Annotated in this window: 13 protein-coding genes; 4 read left to right on the forward strand and 9 right to left on the reverse strand. The window is 31.5% G+C overall.

Going from position 1 to position 20,811, the window contains the following annotated elements; genetic code table 11:
* Positions 1-409 precede the first annotated feature (409 nt).
* Genes B5D15_RS11615 through B5D15_RS11625 form a run of 3 tightly spaced genes read left to right on the forward strand, consistent with a single transcriptional unit; the run spans position 410 to position 2,094 of the window.
* Positions 410-1,072 (forward strand): HEAT repeat domain-containing protein, encoded by a 663-nt coding sequence (locus tag B5D15_RS11615; protein ID WP_078697295.1) that lies wholly within the window; start codon positions 410-412, stop codon positions 1,070-1,072.
* The gene (locus B5D15_RS11620; RefSeq protein ID WP_179122288.1) at positions 1,065-1,715 is read left to right on the forward strand and encodes a YigZ family protein; all 651 of its coding nucleotides are present in this window, start codon (positions 1,065-1,067) and stop codon (positions 1,713-1,715) included. Before B5D15_RS11615 ends, B5D15_RS11620 begins: the two co-directional genes overlap by 8 nt.
* Position 1,716: 1 nt before the next feature.
* The gene (locus B5D15_RS11625) at positions 1,717-2,094 is read left to right on the forward strand and encodes a CoA-binding protein (protein WP_078697297.1); all 378 of its coding nucleotides are present in this window, start codon (positions 1,717-1,719) and stop codon (positions 2,092-2,094) included.
* A gap of 156 nt (positions 2,095-2,250) precedes the next feature.
* On the opposite strand, the gene B5D15_RS11630 is transcribed toward B5D15_RS11625, so the two are convergent.
* The 4 genes from B5D15_RS11630 to B5D15_RS11645 form a co-directional block, all read right to left on the reverse strand.
* Positions 2,251-3,354 carry a DUF5050 domain-containing protein gene (locus B5D15_RS11630; protein WP_179122289.1) on the reverse strand — a complete coding sequence of 368 codons (1,104 nt, stop codon included), beginning with the start codon at positions 3,352-3,354 and terminating at the stop codon, positions 2,251-2,253.
* Positions 3,355-3,624: 270 nt separating this feature from the next.
* Positions 3,625-4,395, reverse strand: coding sequence for a histidinol phosphate phosphatase (locus B5D15_RS11635; RefSeq protein WP_078697299.1), 771 nt, complete (start codon positions 4,393-4,395; stop codon positions 3,625-3,627).
* A 101-nt stretch (positions 4,396-4,496) separates the two neighbouring features.
* On the reverse strand, positions 4,497-6,284 hold the full coding sequence (locus tag B5D15_RS11640; protein ID WP_078697300.1) for an ABC transporter ATP-binding protein: 1,788 nt from the start codon (positions 6,282-6,284) through the stop codon (positions 4,497-4,499).
* Positions 6,284-8,023, reverse strand: coding sequence for an ABC transporter ATP-binding protein (locus B5D15_RS11645; protein ID WP_078697301.1), 1,740 nt, complete (start codon positions 8,021-8,023; stop codon positions 6,284-6,286). Before B5D15_RS11645 ends, B5D15_RS11640 begins: the two co-directional genes overlap by 1 nt.
* Positions 8,024-8,419: 396 nt before the next feature.
* On the opposite strand from B5D15_RS11645, the gene B5D15_RS11650 reads away from it, so the two are divergent.
* Positions 8,420-8,584 (forward strand): DUF1540 domain-containing protein, encoded by a 165-nt coding sequence (locus B5D15_RS11650; protein ID WP_078697302.1) that lies wholly within the window; start codon positions 8,420-8,422, stop codon positions 8,582-8,584.
* Positions 8,585-8,628: 44 nt separating this feature from the next.
* Here B5D15_RS11650 and B5D15_RS11655 read toward each other — a convergent pair whose 3' ends face one another.
* The 5 genes from B5D15_RS11655 to B5D15_RS11675 form a co-directional block, all read right to left on the reverse strand.
* The gene (locus tag B5D15_RS11655; protein WP_078697303.1) at positions 8,629-12,987 is read right to left on the reverse strand and encodes a phosphodiester glycosidase family protein; all 4,359 of its coding nucleotides are present in this window, start codon (positions 12,985-12,987) and stop codon (positions 8,629-8,631) included.
* A 99-nt stretch (positions 12,988-13,086) separates the two neighbouring features.
* Positions 13,087-16,014, reverse strand: coding sequence for an insulinase family protein (locus B5D15_RS11660; protein ID WP_078697304.1), 2,928 nt, complete (start codon positions 16,012-16,014; stop codon positions 13,087-13,089).
* Between the two features lie 24 nt (positions 16,015-16,038).
* Positions 16,039-16,953: a DMT family transporter gene (locus B5D15_RS11665; protein ID WP_078697305.1), complete on the reverse strand. Its 915-nt coding sequence runs from the start codon at positions 16,951-16,953 to the stop codon at positions 16,039-16,041.
* Between the two features lie 306 nt (positions 16,954-17,259).
* Positions 17,260-17,922: a hypothetical protein gene (locus B5D15_RS11670; protein ID WP_078697306.1), complete on the reverse strand. Its 663-nt coding sequence runs from the start codon at positions 17,920-17,922 to the stop codon at positions 17,260-17,262.
* A gap of 172 nt (positions 17,923-18,094) precedes the next feature.
* The gene (locus B5D15_RS11675; RefSeq protein WP_078697307.1) at positions 18,095-20,431 is read right to left on the reverse strand and encodes a PAS domain-containing sensor histidine kinase; all 2,337 of its coding nucleotides are present in this window, start codon (positions 20,429-20,431) and stop codon (positions 18,095-18,097) included.
* Between the last annotated feature and the right edge of the window lie 380 nt (positions 20,432-20,811).

A 20,811-nucleotide genomic window follows, 5' to 3' on the forward strand; every position in this document is an offset into this window, starting at 1 on the left:
ATTCTAAAACATCAGGTAGCTTAGCCTTTATATCTGTTTTGCTGAAGCTCTCGCTTTCTTAGCTGTCGGCACAGCGAACCCTTGAAAAACAAATCAGACAAATGGTATGCTGAATTTTTCGAGGGCTTATTTGTGCTGCCCTTATATCTGTTCCCTTCGCCCTCGTTAAGATCTCTTTACCATTTGGATGATGTTTGTCAAGGGCGACAGCTGCGCTACGCGCTTTTTTGAGTAACCACATTTTTACAATCAGTGATTTTTCATAGAACTTTTGACATTACCTATACATATAAACATTTTGTTTTAGATTATGATATAATATTAAGAAGTATACAACAACCCTTATAGATATTATCTATAATTTATATAGAAATTATATTATTTTAAAATAATAAAAAGGAAGGTCAATATGAATAATCTTTCTTGGAACAATATAAAAAACTTAAATGAAGAGGAAATAACATATATGCTTTATCTTGAGGGAAAAAGCATAGATATTATTAGCAGAATAAGAAATATGGAGAAAAACACAATTGAAAAACAAATAATTGAATGTAAAATAAAATATAGAGTGTTTGAAAATTCTAATTCAGAAAAGGACATAATAAATAAGCTTAAAAGATGTCATAAAAACGAAAGGCAGTCAATTATAAACCTTCTTTCAAATAAGGATAAAGAAAATCTTGAAAATTATCTTTTAGATAATCTTTTTAATGCTGCAAAGGAAGACTGCGGTTTTTATATTTGGCTTCTTGGAGAATTAAAGAGCAAAAGGGCGCTTCAGCCAATATACGCATTTTTAAAGTGTAATGATGGTAATATAAAGAGAATTTGCTGCTCAGCCATTGGAAAGATTGGAGATATTTCTTCAGAAAACCTTCTTATATCATGTTTAAGCGATTCAAGGCCTCAGGTTGTACAGTATGCAATAAAGGCTCTTTCTAAGATAAAAAGTCAAAAATCTGTTTTCTATCTTAATAAAATAGCAGAAGATGAAAATCAAAGGGAATATGTTAAAAATGCTGCAGTATCAGCTATAGAGGAAATTACAAAGGGTGATAATTTTGAATAAAGAATGTTTTACTGTTTTAAATCAAGTTGAAGTATCTTTTGAGGAAAAAAAATCAATTTTCATATGCAACATTAAAAGAATTGAAAATGAAAATGAAGCAATGGAATTTATAAATCAAATAAAGGAAAAATATAAAGATGCTACTCACAACGTTTATGCATATATAACAAATAACGGAATATCGATGAGATACTCCGATGATGGAGAACCTCAGGGAACTGCTGGTCCTCCTGTGCTTGAAGTTTTAAAACGCGAAGGATTAAACGATGTTGCTGCAGTAGTTACAAGATATTTCGGAGGCACACTTCTTGGCGCATCGGGGCTTATTCGAGCCTATGGTGCATCATGTAAAATGGGAGTCGATGCTGCTAAAAAGGTTAAAAGATTAGAAGGATGTATTTTTGAAATGATTTTTGATTATGATAAATATGGGAAAATACAAAACTACCTTCAGAAAAAAAATATTATAATAAAAAATTCTGATTTTCTTGAAAAAATAAATTTAATCATCGTCTGTTTAAAGAAAGATTTTGATAAAATTAAATCCGACATGATTGAACTTATGAATGGTAATGACATATGCAGCTTAAAATATGATATAATGTGTTATGTAGATGATGATAATAAAATTATGGAGGTTTAATATGGAAATATCCGAGTTTAAATCAAAAAAAATATGGGCTGTAGTAGGTAGCATACATAACAAAGAAAAATTTGCTTATAAAATCTACAAATTTCTTCAAGAAAAGGGATATATAGTTTATCCTGTTGACCCCTCGGGTAAAAGCATTGACGGTAAAAAAAGTTACACATCTCTTCTTGAACTTCCAGAAATTCCAGATGCTGTTGATATGGTTATAAATCCTGTAAAGGGTGTTGAGTATATTAATCAAATTAAGCAGCTTGAAATTAAGTATCTATGGTTCCAGCCTGGTGCAGAAAGCATGGAACTTATTGAAAGAGCATCCTCAAGCGGAATAAATGTTGTATATAACAAATGTGTACTTGTAGAGTTTAAATAATCATTTAAGGGATGAGCAATTATTTCACTCATCCCTTTGTTTTCTCTATAATTTTTCATTTAACACTTATAGAAACTAACTCTTCGGTATTTGGCTCAGTTTCCTATGTTTTTTTATAAATTATATGGTTATTTAATATATTCTTTACCATAAAAATCAATTTAATTCAATAATAACTTTTCCATTTTTATCTGCAGCCAAGCTCCTTCCAAGGAAGAAGTCTTCTTCCTTTTCCCATTTTGCACTATAGAATATAAAGTCTTTTTTCACTTCATAAACATAAAGAAGCTCTCCCTTTGCTATAACCTTTTTTTCTTTTCCATCTAATGAAGCTTTATAAAGTTTGCCCCTATCAAAGCTGTCTATATAGTAAATTTCATCACCTACCTTAAAACTTACTGATTTTATATCTGAAATTTTAGTAATTTCTTTAGTTATTGTATTCATCCTATATAATAGCATATCATCATCAGCATTGGTATAATATATATATCCATTTTTTATATCAAAATTTCCAATCCATTCATCCCCTGTATCTCCTAAAACCCTGCTGTTTATTATTTTTTTCCCATCCTTATAAAGACATAAGTCCTTTTCGTTTATATAATATACCGAAGAGTCATCCACTTTAAAATCGTATATCCCTCCTGATACTATCTTTCCTTTATCAGTACCATCAAACTTTACTTTATATATTCCATCACTTAATAGAAAATAAAAATAGTTATTATAAAAAATCTTTTTAAAAGAATTAAAGTAATAGCTGCATATTTGCTTATCTTTATTATCTAATTTATATTCCTTTCCGTTTATACTAATCTTATAATATTTATTGTTAGAAAAATAATAAATATAGCCGTTTAATAAATAAAATCCATCGGAAGGATCTATACTTCTTTTAGCTATACAAACCCTTCCTGTACCATCCTTGTTAATCCTATAAAGTTTTTTATTATCCGAATCATTTATATAGTAAACATACTTATCATCAACAATCATACCTGATAAAAGCATTCCATCTGTATAAACTCTGCTGTTTACTATTTTCTTTCTATCCTTACCATCATTTTTTACCCTATATATAAAACTATCCCTTTGGTCAATATAATAGATATAATTCCCATCTAAAAAATACATCTTTGGAATAATAAACTTAATATCTCTATTTTCTTTAATGGCATCTGCAAAAACTGCGGAATTAAAGCTAAGATATAATAAAATCAAGCAAAAAATAAAATAAACCCTAAGTTTTCTTTTCATATTCATTACCTCATCACTCTGTATTTCTTTCTAAATATATTCTTTAATCAAATAAATATTCCTTCCATTTTTAGGTAATGAATCGTGCACAAAATTATAGTATATATTTACATTAGCTATCAATTATTAATGTTTACCAATAATTTTTTTGTAAAACATCATAGTAAAACATCATAAAAATATTTTTTTCCCTAAAAAATCTAAATCATTAATATAATAATGTAATTACAATAGATTTATGTCATATGGCTTCAACAAAATATACAATTTTTATATTTTATATTCAACAGCTTTCCTTTCTTTAAAATAAACTGGAATAAGATTTGCTTCCTTTACTATTTCACAAGCCTCCTTCAAGCCTTTTTCAATATCCGATGCTCTATGGCTGTCAGAGCCGATGGTAACTGTTTTTCCCCCAAGTTCTTTAAACCTCTTATAAATTTTTAAAAGGTTTAAATATGCTTTTTTATCATCAATCCTTCTTGTATTTACCTCGAGGGATATTCCTTTTTTGACAGCATACCTTAACACTTCATCTATATATTCTCTATGTTCATCATAGTATATTTCTTTATCATCATATCTTCCATATCTTGCAATATAATCTATATGCCCGAGGCAGTCAATAAAATCATGGGTTTTAAGGCAATTTAGCATGAAGTCAAGGTATTCTTCATATGCCATCTTTTTACTCTTTTCAGCATAATATTCATCATAAAATATATCATATCCATTAACAACATGAATTGACCCTAAAACATAATCGAAGGAATAACCCTCTGCTATTTTCCTGTTTTGGCTTTCATAATCGTTTCTCATACCGATTTCTATTCCAAGAAGAAGCTTTTCGCTTCTATATTCACTATATTCCTCAAAAAATTCATCAACATTAAAGGTAAATCTTCCATCCTCATACAGTCCTAAATCCATATGGTCAGTTACTATAATTCCAACTCCGGTTTTTCTTGAAATATCTATTGCCTCTTTTATATCCATATTACAATCCGATGAAAATTTGGTGTGAATATGACAGTTAAACATATTAATACCTCCGTTTTTTAATACTACATCTAAGAGTATACAGCAATATAATAAATATTAAAAGTAAAGCCTGTAATGCTTTTTGCATTACAGGCTTTATATTATGCTCCTTCACTTAAAAATCTATACTGAGTCATGTAAAGGTCGTAGTATAATCCTTTACATCTTAAAAGTTCATCATGAGTTCCTTCCTCAATTATTTTTCCTCCGTCAACAACCATTATCCTGTCTGCATCCCTTATTGTTGAAAGTCTGTGGGCTATTACAAAGGAAGTTCTTCCATATAAAAGCTTTTTAATTCCTCTTTGTACTATTCTTTCAGTAAAGGTATCAATATTTGAAGTTGCCTCATCAAGTATCAAAATTCTCGGATTTGAAAGAAGTGCCCTTGCAAAGGATATTAGCTGCCTTTGGCCAACAGAAAGTCTCGATCCTCTTTCATTAACCTCAGTATGATATCCATTTTCAAGTTTCATTATGAATTCATGGGCTCCTACCGCCTTTGCTGCAGCTATTACTTCTTCATCGGAAGCATCAAGCTTTCCATATCTTATGTTTTCCATAATAGTAGTTGAAAAAAGAAATGTATCCTGAAGCATAATTCCCATTTGGCTTCTTAAAGATTCAATATCGACATCTTTTACATTTTTACCATCTATTAAAACCTCTCCCCTTTGTGCATCATAAAATCTGCTGATTAAATTAACTATTGTAGTCTTGCCGGCTCCAGTTGGTCCAACAAGGGCAATGGTTTCCCCAGAGTTTACCTTAAAGCTTACATCATCAAGCACGACTCCTCCATCCTCATAGGAAAAGGTAACATTTTTAAATTCAACATTTCCTTTAATCCTTGGCATCTTTACAGCATCATGTATGCTTACAATATCAGGCTTAGTATCGAGAATTTCAAAAACCCTCTCTGCAGCTGCAAAGTTAGTTATTAAAGAATTATAAAAGTTGCTTATATTCATTATAGGTCTCCAGAACATTCCTATATAGGATGTAAAAGCTACTAATGTTCCTACGGTTATATTTCCTTTATCTATAAGTTTTACACTATACCAATATACAAGAACAATACCTATTCCTGATGAAAACTCAATTAATGGCCAAAACAAATCCCCAAGTTTTACAGCTTTCATAAAAGCTCCCATCATCTCTTTTACAAGCTCTACAAAAGCTTTAGATTTTTTTTCTTCAAAGGTAAAGGACTGAACTACCCTTATACCAGAAAACTCCTCATGGGTAAAGGCATTTACGCTGGATCTTTTAGTTCTAAATACCTGCCACCTTTTTCTGCTCACTGTTTCAATAAAGAACATAGATAGTGCAAGAAAAGGAAGTATAACAATCGCCGATAGGGCAAGCTTATAATTCATAGAAAACATAACTATAGTTACACATATAAGCGTTAAAAGCTCAGGAATAAAGCTCGTTACGCTGTTTGTAAAGAGCTCCTGAAGGGAGTTAATATCCCCAATTACCCTCGCAAGTATTTTACCAACTGGCCTGCTGTCAAAAAACTGAAAGGATAGCTTTTGTATATGAGAATAAAGCTCATGTCTTATTGTAAGAAGTATGTTATTTGATATAGATGCCATGCTCTTTATTCTTATTCTCGATGCAAACATTGCAATAAGGTTTATCCCAACCATAAAAATCCCTATTTTTAAAAGCCCTTTCAAATCATCACCTGCAATATATTTATCTATTGCTGTCTTTAAAAGATAAGGATTGGCTATATTACATGCCATTACAAAAATCATAAGAAGTATTACTATAAATACTTTAAATTTATAGGGCTTCATATATTTAAAAAGCCTTATAGTAATCTCAAAATTAGATTTCTTTTTAATATCTTCATCCTGTTTAACTATATTTTTAGCCATTATATCACCTGCCTGTTAAATTCTTCAAAATCCTTAAACTGCTCGCAGTAAACTTCATAATATTTTCCTTTTTTCTTTAAAAGTGTATCATGATTTCCTCTTTCAACTATTCTTCCGTTTTCAAGGAATATTATCTCATCAGCGTTTTTAACTGCAGATATCCTGTGAGCAATTATAAACGTTGTAATTTTTTTATCGCCGTGGTAAAGATTTTTAAGAAGCTGATATTCAGTTTCTGTATCGAGAGCTGAGGTTGCATCATCAAGAATTAATACCTTTGCATTCTTTAAAATAGCCCTTGCAATAGATATTCTCTGCTTTTGCCCTCCAGAAAGGCCTATTCCTCTTTCTCCTATTATTGTTTTATAACCATCTTCAAACTCCTCAATAAAATCATGGGCACAGGCTTTTTTACACGCTTCATATATTTCATCCAATGATGCATCGATATTTCCTATCCTTACATTCTCCTCAATTGTTTCAGAAAATAAAAAGGTATCTTGTGAAACATAGGCTATATTTTCTCTTAACTGCTTTAAATCCATATCTCTTATATCAACGCCATCGAAAAGAACTTTTCCATCGCTTACATCATAAAATCTTCCAATAAGGCTTACTAATGATGTCTTTCCTGAACCTGTTGTACCCATTATGGCAATAGTCTGCCCCGGCTTTGCCTCAATATTTATATTTTTTAAGACATATTCATCATTATATTTAAAACTTACATCTTCAAAGTTTATTTGGCCTTTAATTTCCTTTAGCTTTACTGCATTTTCACTATTTTTTATTTCAGGTTCTAAGTCCATAATGTTAAATATCTTTTTAGCAGAAGCACTGCTTTGAGCCATAACGTTAGTAATCCAACCAAGCATTCTCATAGGCCATATAAGCATCCACATATATCCATTAAATTCAACAAGAGTACCAAGTGACAGCCTTTCACCTATAACAAGCATTCCTCCAACAGAAATAACTATTATAATCGATATATTGCTTAAAAATTCCATAACGGGAAAATGATTTGCAATAATTCTCGCCTGCTCCATATTTAGCTTATAACTTGTTTTATTCATTTCAAGAAACTTCAATATCTCATGTCTTTCCCTTGCAAAGGCTTTAACAAGTCTAACTCCTGCTATATTTTCCTGAGCTGTTGTATTAAGAATAGCAGCCTGATCGCTTATTTTTTCATAGGCCTTATCTATTTTCTTTTCAAGCATCAATGCAAAATACGCAATAAAGGGCATTGTTACAAGGCTGATAAGCGCAAGTCTATAGTTTATTTTAAAGAGTATTATAGAAGCTGTAATAAAATATATGCAGTTTTCAATAAAAATCCTGGTTCCAAAGGAAACATTTCTCCATACATTATCAACATCTTCTCCTATTCTCGACATAAGTTCCCCAGTATTCATTCCATCAAAATACTTAAATGGCAGGCTTTGTATATGCCTAAAAAGGTCTCTTTTTAAATCAATGCTGACTAATGATGAAAGATAGTCAAATAAATACTCATTTATATATCCTAATATGGACCTTGTTATGGATATTCCGCCTATCCCCAAAAGAACCATTACTAATAATTCTTTTTCTTTACCCCTTATAACTCTATCCACCATTATCTTTGAAAGATAAGGATTAAACATATCAAGAGCAATGCTTAAGAGCATCGCAGTAAAGGGTATTATAACATAAATTTTATACTTTGATACATACTTAATTAATACGCGTTTCATTAACTGTCCCCCCTATTAAAAAATAAAAGACCAGGATAATCCCATGGTCTTATAAAGTCATAAATAGTAAAAAGAATATATGCATAAAATAAGGCCATGGGTACTCAACCCACGACCTGTTGTTACACCTTCACATATTAGATATAACTCTGTCCACGGAGGCAGGCTGAGAATTTAGTTTTTGACGCAAAAAAACTTACAGAATATGCATTAGCATTGACTAATCTTTGATTATTAACTCTTAATTTAATCATAATCGCTACCTCCTTTTCTTAAAATTCATAATTTTAGTTTACTTCATTTTACCAGTACTGTCAATAGATAATAAAATCCTTCTGAATAAAAATATTTAGAAGGATAAATAATATATATGTAATTTATTTTGGAGGTGTTTATATGAATCAAATCAATAAAAGCATTGGTTGTAACGTTACAGAGTGCAAGTATCATGCACAAAATGAACCCTACTGCTCCCTTGATAGAATAGATGTTACCCATCATGAAGAGCCGGCAAGAACAAAAGAAAGCACCGACTGCCACAGCTTTGAACCAAAAAGATAAAAACAGGCTGCCTTAAGAAAAATTCCTTAAGGCAGCCTGTTTAATTATTTTGTATAGTCCTTCAAAATATATCCAATTTTACCATTAAAGTTTATTTTATACCAGCCGTTTACTTCATCTATAACCTCCACTTTTGTACCCTTTGCAAGCTTACCTAACTCTTTTCCTTTTATCGATGCTGTATCCCTTACGGTTAAGCTTGAAGCTGTAATCGTTACATATTTTGTTTTAAGCTTTACAACATCCACTTTGCATTTTGCAGTTAATCCTTTAAATTCAACCGTAATTTCCCCTGAAACATCTTTATAGGTGCTGCTTGCTGTAAATACTCCATTTTTTATACTTCCAAGTATATTATCAACTTTAAAATTTATAAGACTATTATCTATATCATAGGAATTGCCATAAATATCATAGGCTGCAGCTTCTAAAGTTACGCTTTTTCCTGATAATATAGAAATATAGGATGGAATTAAACTAAATCCCGCAGGTATAATATCATTTTTATCTGTAACAATAATTTTAATTTCTGCTGTTTTACCTAATAGATTTGCCCTTATATTAGCAGTTCCAGCTTTCAAAGTTTTTATAACCCCAAACTTATCCACTGAAACAACTGAAGGGTTATCCGTCTGCCATACTACATCCTTTTCCCTAAAGGATGTTAAAGGTATTATATAATCGCTATAAAGCATTGAGAAATCACCGTATAAGTTAATCTGTTTTGTGCATCCTGCAGGAAGTTTCATCTCTCCAGAAATATCCTTTAAAGTATCAAGTATAGATATATTTTGAACTACAGGTACAACCTTTTTGTATACGCTGTTTCCTGATACAGTAAATTTAGTATAGGATAAAAATCCTCCATCTTTTGGGCTTACATATCTTTTGTTTCCAGCATTTCCGTCTATTGTATAGACAACTCCTCCTACGCTATAGCTTTGAAACACGTGAAGATGTCCAAATACCACATTTATGTTCTTTGAAGGATATTTCTTTTTGTAGTCGCTGAGCATGCTTTCAAGCTTTGATGCATCTGATGAAACCATTTGATGTCCTGTTTTAAAGCTGTCCCTTGTTGGAACATGGGTATATATAAATATATTATTCTTATTTGTTTTATTAAGAAGCCTTTGAAGGTAGTCAAACTGGGTTGGGTCAGATGCTGTAATGCTTTGACCTATTGCACTGTTTAAAGATATAAAAAGAGAATTTCCAAATTCAAAGCTGTAGGTTGGAGAGCCAAAATTTTTAATATAGTTGTTTAAGTTTCCTGAAAAGGCTTCATGATTCCCTGCATTAAACATTATAGGCTTATTTTTAATTATTGAAACTTCCTTCTGCGCATCCTGCCATTCATCCTGTGAATCATTATCGATTATATCTCCGTTTTGTATAACAAGCTGTGAATTATCGCTGTTTATTATATTGTAAATCTCATAGGCATAACCTTCATCATGGCTGTCTGAAACAAAGGATACAGTAAAATTCTCTCCATTATCCGGTCCTTTAATTGGGTCAACTGTAAACTTATATGTGATTTTATCCGACATATTTCCTGCTTTATCCTTTGCATAAATTAATACTGTATGCTCTCCCTTTGAGAGATTTTCAGGCAGTGCATATCCCCATCCAGAATTCCAATCATAATAAGCAGAGAGTCTTTTATCATCAACATAAACAAAAATATCTGAACTTAAAACTCCTGAGCGGTTGTCCTTTATGTTAAAACTAATTCTCGGTGTTGATGTTTTTACCACTGAGTTATTTAATGGAGTTATATTGCTTATTACTGGGCTTTCAACATCCTTGTCAAGGTCAACAGTAAAAGTTCTTTTAAAATATGGATTAGCACTATTTGACAGCTTATCAGATGCTTCAACTTCAAAAGTATGAATTCCCTTTGTAAGGTTTTTAGCATTGTATGTTAAAACCCCTGTTGCTTCATTAAATGATGCAGTAACAGCTTTTCCATCAAGCCTTGTCCTAATAGACTTTTTATCAACCCCTGATTTATCTTTTATGCTTAATGATATCACTGTGCTGCTGCTATATACGTTTTTATCCGGTTTAAAATTATAAAACTCAGGTCCCTTAAAGTCTTCATTGTCAGTATAGGTAAACCTTATATCATCAAAATATACAGTTCCCTTATAGCTTAGGCTTTTATCGCATTCAACCATATAGAAATAATCGAGGGATATTGGAAGAGGCATATCAGATGGAATGTCAGCATCAACATACTTCCATCCAGTCCAGTTAATTCTTTGTACAATATCCACTGTTCTTTTATTAGATTCTCCATCGGTTAAAACTGCCCTAAGCCAAGGTGCACGTCCATCTCCATACACCCACATTCCTATCTTTTTAGGTCTTACAAAGGTAGTATAAAGATTATTTATATCATTTCCATTTTTATCTTCAAAGGTTGGTCTTATATTAATCGTCCCATTATACTGCTTTGTCCAGCCTTTAGTATCATAGCTTACCTTTAAGCTGTACTTTCCGCTTTTAGATACTCCTGATGCTATTGAAGCCGTTCCCCCAATATACCCATCTATGTTATAGCGTTTTAAATCGTTATGCTCAAAATTATCTATGACCATAGAATCCTGACCAACTATAACATTAATTGATGCCTTTAATCCTCCAGCCTCTGCAGTTACTGTACCATAGCCTTTTTTAGAAGTTATATTTAAAACTCCATTGGAATCTATGGTCCCTATGTTTCCTGTAACGCTCCATTTTGCTGCAGAGCTGCTAATTATAACAGGTATTTCTCCATCGCATTTAGCATCAAGATAAAATTGTTTTTTCGCTCCAGTTTGAAGTAAAACAGGGCCGTTTTCTTTGATGCTAAGTGAGTCGAGAGTATCAACGACATTAACATAAGCTTTTCCAGATGTAGATTTTAAGGAAGCAATAACATTCCCCTCAGATGCCTTTGATGCTGCCTTAAAATTCCCATTTGAATCTATGCTGCCAATTCCCCCTTCAGTGCTCCATACTATACTGCTATTTGAGAGGTTAATAGGGTTTAAATTAGTATCTACTCCCTTTAGATTAAACTTGAAATTAGAGTTTTTATAAATATAAATATCCTTGTCAACTATTATGTCTCCTGCTTCATAGGTTTTTGAGCTGCTGCTTACAAACAATATACCATTGGTAATGGCTCTTTCCCTTCCATCAGAAGGCCTGTTTACTACATCTATAAAATTATTTCCATAGAGCCTTACATTCATCTGTGTTGAGCCTCCGCCATCTAATGCAGCGGCTGTTACTGCTCCCATATCAAGCATTACCTTTGCCATTTCACTAAAGGTTATTCCATCGCTTATTCCTGAAGAAGGCTTACCATAATCCACAGCAACCGCTATTATTTTGTTATCCCTTGTAATGCCAACTGCACTTCTTGCCTTTCTTGCTGTTACCTGAGAATAGGCTGCACCGTTTTTTACCATTTCATCAACTGTTAAGGCTCTCCCATCCTTTACAATATATGCATAGGTTCCAATAGCCTCATTAATTCCCTTTTTATTAAAATCAAATTTAAATTTTATCTTGTCCCCTTCTTTCACATGGGACTTTATCCAGTCAAATTTAGTCCCGTTGCTTGCAATAACTACGCAGTCCTCAGGTATTTTGATGCTTTTGCTGCCAATACCTAAAGATTCAACGATTCCTTCATATTCAACTCCAAGTTTTATAGGAGATTTTACTCCCCTGACTATTGTTAATGCTCCATTTGATGCATAGCTTGAAAAGTCAATATTTTTACTTTCATTTATTTGAGGAGTTAAAACTATTATATTATTTTTATAGCTCTCTCTATTAATATTAAATATATCAACAGTTTCTCCATTCGCTGTCAGTTTGCCTTCCATGTAAATATTCTCAATAAAAGGCTTTTTATTTTGATCTATTCCAAATGCAGGATATATCTTCTCTTCACTTCTTGCAAAATACCCTGCAAGTATTGCACCCTCTTTTATCTGAGGTCCTGTACTGACACCTGTTGTCATGCTGAACATATCACCATTGATACCTGCCACAACGTTGTTTCCCTTAAATATCTCCCTTTGTATCTGCTGCGTTAATGTGTTATATTTGTTAACCGTATCCTTAGCCTTAGAAAATATTACGTTTACATCACTATCCTTTAAATCTGCTGTAATGATGTTCATCCTCTGCTTTACATTTGAAGATGTATAAATCTGCTTTTCAGTATATATAATGCTCTTTGCAATTTGCTTATTATAAAGTTCAATCTCTGTACCCTTTACCTTTTTTACATCGAAAGCAAAAATTCCTGCTGTAAAAAGCAGGGCTGTTAATAATGAAAATACTCTTTTCTTCCCCTTCATTACATCACCCTTTACCCTTATGTTATTTTTCATCATTATTCCAAAGCCTCCTTATACTGCATTCTACAAAATATGACGCTCAAAATATACATAATGTTCCAAAAAACACAGGCATAAAAATAGGGCATTAATGCCCTATTCAAAAACATTTATTATATCTTTAAAAATATCCTTATTTTCTTTTATCTTAACCTCGCTCCCGAGAACGCAAATATATTCATGCTTCATTACATCAAATAAAAGTCTGTCAAAGCTTCTTATATCTTCTACAGTCGTATCTAAAACCTCATCTCTTTCCCTTTGCAAATCCTCCTGTGTTAAATGGGTTATATAATTTATATCTGCCCTCTCGCCTTTGCCCGCTGGAGTTAAAGGATAATCGAGTTTTCCTATGGTTCCTATTATATATTTAGTCATCTCCCTTTCATCAGCATCAAAGTTCTTTAAATATTCAAAGACGCTGTTATATACCGACAGAGTTTCTTTAAGGTTTGGATCTCTATAGGATACAAAGGCTAAATTTCCTGTTCTGTCAATCCTCATAAAACATCCATAGGCTCCTCCCTGAACTCTTACACGATTCCAAAGATAATCTCCTGATAATATAGTTCTTAAAACCTGAATCCTTCCTGTATAGCCATACCCTTCCTTCATAAAATTATATCCCTTTGCAACGTACTGAACATTTCCTGGAGTTAAAAGTCCTTCGTTTTTAGCTTCTAAATCGAATTCATAATTAACAGGATTATATTTTCTGTTTCCAATATATTTTAAAAGCTCCCCTGAATTTTTCTCGAATACTGAATAGTCGTTTTCCTCTGTTGTAACGCTTATAATAAGATTATCCTTATTGAATATAATATCTGCAGTCTTTTTAAGGTTTGATATAATCTCATCAGCTCTATTATCATAGTTTTTCTCGATATCTGACAAGAATTTATAATAACTGAGTCCGTAAAGTTTTTCTACATATGCACCTGATTTTGAAAAATAAGAAAAAAGTCTCATAGACGATATAAGATGTCCCGATTGGGATATTCTTATCTCGGATCTTGATTTAATTTCTTGAATTATTTCTTTTAACCTCTTTTTATCATCAAATTTAGATTTTCCTACAATTTGACCTATAAGCTCTATAAGATTTGGAATCTTATCACATAAAGCCTTTGATTTTACTATTAATTGAGGATAAAACTCATCAATGTTTCCTTTTCCCTGATAAACCTCAACTCCAAAGTATATACCCCCAGTGCTTAAATTTATCTTTTTAGAAAGCTCTGAGTAACTATACTTTTCAGTATCTATCTTTCCTAATACATCAGAAAGTAAAGCTGCATAGGGTAAAAGCTCATAGGGCACAGCACCTGTATTAAAAAGAAGGTTTATATAGGCTATCTCATTAGTAAATATTGGATGAAAAAGAACCTTAACTTCATCTAAAGCCCTTTCCTCTATAGGAAGAACCTCTGCCTTAGGATTTATATCTTTAATTGAAAGCAGTGGAAGTTTCTCAAGGTCTTCCTTTGAATCCGGCTCTTCCTGTCTTTTTTTCAAAGCCTTAGTCTGACTGATTATATTTTCTATTTCATCTTCACTCATACTCTTTTTAATATCTGAAAGTTTTCTTTTAATATCCTCTGCCTTTTTCTCGGCAAGGCCTTTTTTAGGCACGAGGGATAAAAGAAGACTATGAGTGTTATTTAAAAGATACTCTTCAATAAGTTTTTCAAAATAATCTGTTTTCACATTCTCTTTAATTTTACTTAATGTTTTCCCATACTCAAGATGCATTGAGGGATTTTCATCATAGAGCCAGCTGTCCATAAGTTTTACATCGAATAAAAGTCCCTTAGGAAGCCCCTCTTCATCAGCTTCCCTTATTTCAAATTCTCTTTTATTAATGGAAGCCTCTATAAGCTCCTTATCTATGCCTTCTTTAACAAGCTTTCTTAAAGTATCAAAAACAACCTCTTTAAATTTTTCTTTCATCTCTATATTTGAGTTTTTAACTACTATTGTAAATACAGGCTGCATTATGCTCGAATCGAATTGTCCAAAAACATCCTTTCCTATATTAGCTTCAATAAGCGCTCTTTTTAGCGGTGCAGCGGGGGTTTCAAGAAGAAGGTGTTCAAGTATATTCATAGCGAGATAATTCTGTGCATCCGTAGATTTTCCTGTAACAAAGCTAAGGCTTAAAAAGGTTTTATCCTTTTCTTCCTCATTTGGAGTTATAGGGTACTCTAATGATACCTCCTTCATAGCATCAAAGGGTTTTTGCTCATTAATCCTCGAATCAACTTCTATCCTTTCAAAATCCTTTAGGTATTTTTCGTTTAAAAATTCAAGTTCTTTAAGTGTATCTCCATCTCCATAAAGATATATGTAGCTGTTTGAAGGATGATAATATTTCTTATGAAACTCAATGAATTTTTCCTGAGTAAGGTTTGGAATATAGTCAGGATCTCCTCCCGATTCATTTTTGTACGGGCTGTCTGGGAAAAGATACTGCTGTATTCTTCTTATAAGTATTGATTCTGCTGAGGAGAAGGCACCCTGCATCTCGTTATACACAACGCCTTTATAGGTCATATCCTCATTTTTATCGTTAAGCTCATAATGCCAGCCCTCCTGCATAAGTATTTCAGGGTATTTATATATATTAGGATAAAGGGCTGCATCCATATAAACATCCATCAGGTTGAAAAAATCCTTCTCATTTCTGCTTGCAAAGGGATACATTGTCTTATCAGAGAAAGTAAAGGCATTAAGAAAAGTATTAAGTGATCCCTTTAGAAGCTCTACAAAAGGCTCCTTTGTAGGGAATTTCCTTGAACCGCACAAAACAGAATGTTCAAGAATATGTGGAAGTCCCGTATCATCATAGGGAGGTGTTCTAAAACCAATTGAAAAAACTTTATTGTCGTCATAATTAGAAAGCTTATAAAGCCTTGCGCCGCTTTTTTCATGAAGAAACAGCAGAGCTGTAGAGTTTATTTCTTCTATTTTTCTTTTTTCAATCAATTTGAAGCCATTATAAACCTTATTAACTTCAAATTCCATTTTTTTACCCCCTTTATAATAATTTTAATTATTTTCTATTTTTCTTTCTTCACTCTTTTTAATAAAATCAAACTTAGCCTCAGTTAATAGTATTGCTAAAAATATAAATAAACATCCTAAAACCATAGTAAAAGTAAATCTTTCTTTAAGTATTATAACTGAAAGTATGCTCCCAAATACGGATTCTAAAGATAAAATTATCGCTGCATGGGTAGATAAGGTATACTTTTGTGCAACGTTTTGAACAAGGAATGCTAAAAGAGTACTGAATATAACAAGATAAAATATAGCAAAGAAAGAACTGCTGTTTATTCCATTAGGAAAAGGTTCAAAAATTACTGCAAGTATAAGGGATGCAAAGCCTGCAAAACCCATTTGAATTATTGAAAGAAGTATGGGGTCTCTATCCTGTGCATAATGGCCTATTGCTAAAATCTGTGCTGCAAAAAACAGTGCACATAGCAGAGTTAAAATATCCCCTATGTTCAAATCAAAGCCATTGCTGTTTATAGTCAAAAGTCCTATGCCGGACAGAGTTAAAAAAGCTGCTATCATTGACTGAATACCTGGGCTTTTTTTGCTTACTATCCAATATAAAAAGGGAACTATAACAACATATGTACCTGTTAAAAAGGACTGTTTACCTGCTGTTGTATATTGAAGTCCTACGGTTTGAGTTGCAAAGCCAAAAAATAAATAAACTCCTATTATAAATCCTGCTTTTATATCTTCCTTAGTTATATTTTTAATTCTCTTATAAAAAACAATAGAAAGAAATATAAAGGATAATAGAAATCTTATTGATAATATATAAAAAGGTTTAACATTATCAAGGGCATTTTTAACTGCAACAAATCCTCCTCCCCATATAAATGCTACAATAATCAAAGATAAATCCGCATAAAGTCCTTTTCGTTTATTAATTTTATTATTTCCCATATACACCCTCCAATATTTATGCATGCATTTTGATTTTATACCAATATTTTGATTTTAACAAGCTAATCTAATTTTATTTTTATCTATATTATTCATAAATAGCATGATTATATAAATTGTACCAGAAAAAAACAAATATTAAAAGCTATCAAAAGCATCATAGATTAAAACAAAGCCCATAATACTGAGAAAGCCTATGTAAAGATGACTCGCAGTATTATGAGCTTTAATAGTTAATTTTAAATCTTATTAAGCATCCAAAAACTATTGTATATAAATAATTTATGAATATAAATTGTGAGAGAATTATTGTTTGTAAGGCCTTTGGATTCTTTGCTTTACTTCTCTTATGCAGCAATTTAAATTGCTGCAGTCTTTACAGCTATGGAGCATTTTTATTCTCTCTAATTCTTTATCAGCACCATGTATATAGCTCATCGACTTCGAAGGATTTATTGCATTCCCTTTCATAACTGATATGCCATGATTTTTTGAAGTTTCTATTCTTTCTACGATATCCCTTTGGTATTCAATAGGTATCTCTCCATCCCCAGGGGCTATCCTGCAGGTTATACCTAAATCCTCCTTTGCTGCCCAGTCAAATAAATAGCTGTACATCTGGCTGTTATATTCAAAAAGCAGTGAGCTTGACATAGCATCAAGAAGCACTCCTTCAAGAAAGCTGCCTTTTTTAAACATTTCATCTATGCTTTCAGTTACAGTATTACCTAACGTAATAATACAATAAAGAATTTTACTGCAGTTTTTGATAGTTTCAAAATCGTATTCCCTATTTTTATCTTCAATCTTAAATAGTCCAACAGGTTGAATGTTTTTTTGAAGTAAATTTAATAAATCATCATAGGCCTTTGAAGCAGTTTCATGGTCTTCTATTTTATAATAGCTCTCTACAACTTTTAAAACATGATTTTTATCTAAGACAAATTTAAAATCATTAAAACTATACATCCAACCACCTCATATATATTATTACATACTTGTATACAAATGTGCAATACTTTTTTAATAAAAAAGCCCATAATACTTTTTGCCAATTTAAGTAATTGGATTATTAGTATTATGAGCTGTAAGCTGCTCTCAATTATACAAGTAAAGCTTATATTGATGATTAGTTAAAGATTTAATCGCAATATATATTTGAAAACTCAATATTTACATTTTGAATAAGTCTGCTGTCCTCAAATGTCTGTTTATTTTTGCTTTCCTCCAGTTCTATTATAAAATCAGGCAAATAAATTTTAAAACTGCTTCCTTTTCCTTCATTGCTTATAAGCTCTATCCTGCCGCCTAAGGCATCAACAAAAAGTTTTGTAAGGCAAAGCCCTATTCCTGTTCCATCACAGCTTCTTGACAGGCTGTTGTCTATTTGCCCAAAACGCTGAAATACAATGTCCTGCTTATCCTTTGGTATACCTATTCCCTCATCCTTCACCTCTAAACAAATGCTGTTTTCAATAGTAGAGATATTAACAAAAATATTCTTTTTAGGCTGAGTATATTTAATGGCATTTGAGAGAAGATTTAAAAGTATTCTCTCGTACTTCTCATCATCGATTGCAATTATTTTACTTTGAGTATCAGATATAAAATGAATATTTATATCCTTCTGCTTAGCATATATTGAAACTGATTCGGTTATATATCTTGTAAGCTTTACTATATCTATATTTTTCTTATAAACTTTTAAATACCCTGCATCTGCTCTTACGATATCAAGAAGGTTGTTAACAAGCCTAAGCTGCTGAAGGCAGCTTTGTTTAATCCTTTTTATATATCCTTTAGCTCTTTCTGAAAGTTCATCTTTGCATAAAAATTCCATGGCTTGAACAGCAGCACTTATAATAGAAAGAGGTGTTTTAAACTCATGAGTTATAAAAGAAAAAATCTCTCCCTGCATTTTAAGAAGCTTTGCAATAGCTTCCTTCTCTTCCACCTCATGCGTAATATCTATAATTATCATAAGTATTTCATATATTTCTCCCGATGAATTTAATATAGGCTGAAATATTAAATTAGAATAAATTTTTTTATCTTTTTTTATTATTTCAACGTTTTCAATTTTAACTGGGTTTTTATTTTTTTCCATTTCTAAAATATAAATATATGTCTCTTCTTTTTTGTAATCAATGGGGAAATATTTTAAAATATGATCCTCTTTAATCATATCAAGATTCATATGAAATCGGGGCACTATTTCTTTTATAAATTCCTTAGCTCTTTTATTCATCTCAATTATAACAAAATCAGGATAGGTTATCCTAACAAGCGGGAGTTCAAGGGAATCAATTATTTTATAAAAGTGCTCCATCTGAGTTTTTAATATTTCTTCATAATTTATCTGCTCAGTAATATCCCTAAAGCATAAAACTGCTTTTGCGATTTCCCCGTTTTTATCGTATATTGGGCTTCCAAAGGTACTGACATATACTGTCCTATCAGGCCGTTTTATGATTTGCAAAAAATTTTCTATTCTCTCTCCCCTGAGCACCCTGCATCCTATAAAGTTTTCAAAGGATATTATATTACCATCTTTATCATAATATTTTGTATTCTTTAATGAATCACCATATCTTTTTATACTATCAAAATCATAAAATATTTCCTTTATAGTATCGTTTAAAAGCTCATAATTTAATTCTTTATCAACAACAGCAATTCCATCGGATATATTTTTTATAATAGCTTCAAGCTCATCCCTTTGCTGTTTTATTATAGAAGCCTGCCTTTCAAGTTCCTTTCTCTTTAAAACATCATCCGTTATATCTTTTATACTCACTATGCAGCATTTTATTTCTTTTTTTTCCTTAATAGGTGTTATCTGTATATTATAATAGGCAGTATCGCCATTCGATTTTATATGCCTGTATTCCTTTACGTTATATCCTTCTCCTGTTTTTAATATACATTCCCATATCTTTCCCCAAAAGCTGCTGTTATAATTTGCTTCTATCTCATTCTTGATTTTTTTTCCTATTAGATTCTCCCTTTTGCTTGTGGATTCATATAGATATTTATAAAAATTTTTATTAGCTTTTAAAAGTATAAAATCTGGATAGGAAAAAAACGCTATGCCTAAAGAATTATCTGAATAAAACTGTATTCTCTCAAAAAAGCTAAGCTTTTGTCTTATATACTTTTTGTTCCTTTCTATAAAAGTATAAACATATTCTCCCCTTTTTTTCATTTCATCTTTTATTATTGTAACAACCCTGACTTTAAACATGCTGTCAAAAATAAAATACTCTTTTTTCCCAAATAAATCATTTTCATCAACTTCAGGGTAAATTCTAATAAGTTTAAAAACTTCTTCTATGCTCTTACCTTCTATTTCCTGCTTATCATAATTAATTAATTTAATAAAATTGCTGCTAACTTTTTTAATAATTCCATCTTTAACTATTACATAGGGTTTAAACTTTTTAGATTTATAAGGAAGCGACTTTTCACCATTCCCCACATCTCATTCCCCCAAAAAAAATTAATATTTTATATATTCTACAAATTTACAGAATATCCTCTTTTATTCATTACAAATGCTCCCAATATGTAAAATTTATATAATATAATTTATAACTATTTGTTTTTATGTAATAAATTGTTAACAGGTCATGACTAATAAATAGCCACAAGGAATGTATGAAAAAGTTTGTTACTCGTCAATTGGGTGGTATTTTTGAACATGAGGGAACATGAGGGACGGTTAATTATTATATTAATTAATCATAATATTTTATGCATGTCCCCCTAATTTTGCAGATATTGTGTATGAAATAAGTAACCGTCCCTCTAAAATAGCAATAATTGTTAACTGTCCCCTATAAAAAATAAAAAAGAGCC

Origin of the sequence: Caloramator quimbayensis (genome assembly GCF_900167605.1) — a bacterium.
Taxonomy (GTDB): Bacteria; Bacillota; Clostridia; order Clostridiales; family Caloramatoraceae; genus Caloramator_B; species Caloramator_B quimbayensis.

Coding starts and splice junctions, on each gene's coding strand:
- B5D15_RS11615 (WP_078697295.1), top strand. CDS start 410: ATGAATAATCTTTCTTGGAACAATATAAAAAACTTAAATGAAGAGGAA.
- B5D15_RS11640 (WP_078697300.1), bottom strand. CDS start 6,284: ATGGCTAAAAATATAGTTAAACAGGATGAAGATATTAAAAAGAAATCT.
- B5D15_RS11625 (WP_078697297.1), top strand. CDS start 1,717: ATGGAAATATCCGAGTTTAAATCAAAAAAAATATGGGCTGTAGTAGGT.
- B5D15_RS11655 (WP_078697303.1), bottom strand. CDS start 12,987: ATGATGAAAAATAACATAAGGGTAAAGGGTGATGTAATGAAGGGGAAG.
- B5D15_RS11630 (WP_179122289.1), bottom strand. CDS start 3,354: ATGAAAAGAAAACTTAGGGTTTATTTTATTTTTTGCTTGATTTTATTA.
- B5D15_RS11635 (WP_078697299.1), bottom strand. CDS start 4,395: ATGTTTAACTGTCATATTCACACCAAATTTTCATCGGATTGTAATATG.
- B5D15_RS11645 (WP_078697301.1), bottom strand. CDS start 8,023: ATGAAACGCGTATTAATTAAGTATGTATCAAAGTATAAAATTTATGTT.
- B5D15_RS11660 (WP_078697304.1), bottom strand. CDS start 16,014: ATGGAATTTGAAGTTAATAAGGTTTATAATGGCTTCAAATTGATTGAA.
- B5D15_RS11650 (WP_078697302.1), top strand. CDS start 8,420: ATGAATCAAATCAATAAAAGCATTGGTTGTAACGTTACAGAGTGCAAG.
- B5D15_RS11670 (WP_078697306.1), bottom strand. CDS start 17,922: ATGTATAGTTTTAATGATTTTAAATTTGTCTTAGATAAAAATCATGTT.
- B5D15_RS11665 (WP_078697305.1), bottom strand. CDS start 16,953: ATGGGAAATAATAAAATTAATAAACGAAAAGGACTTTATGCGGATTTA.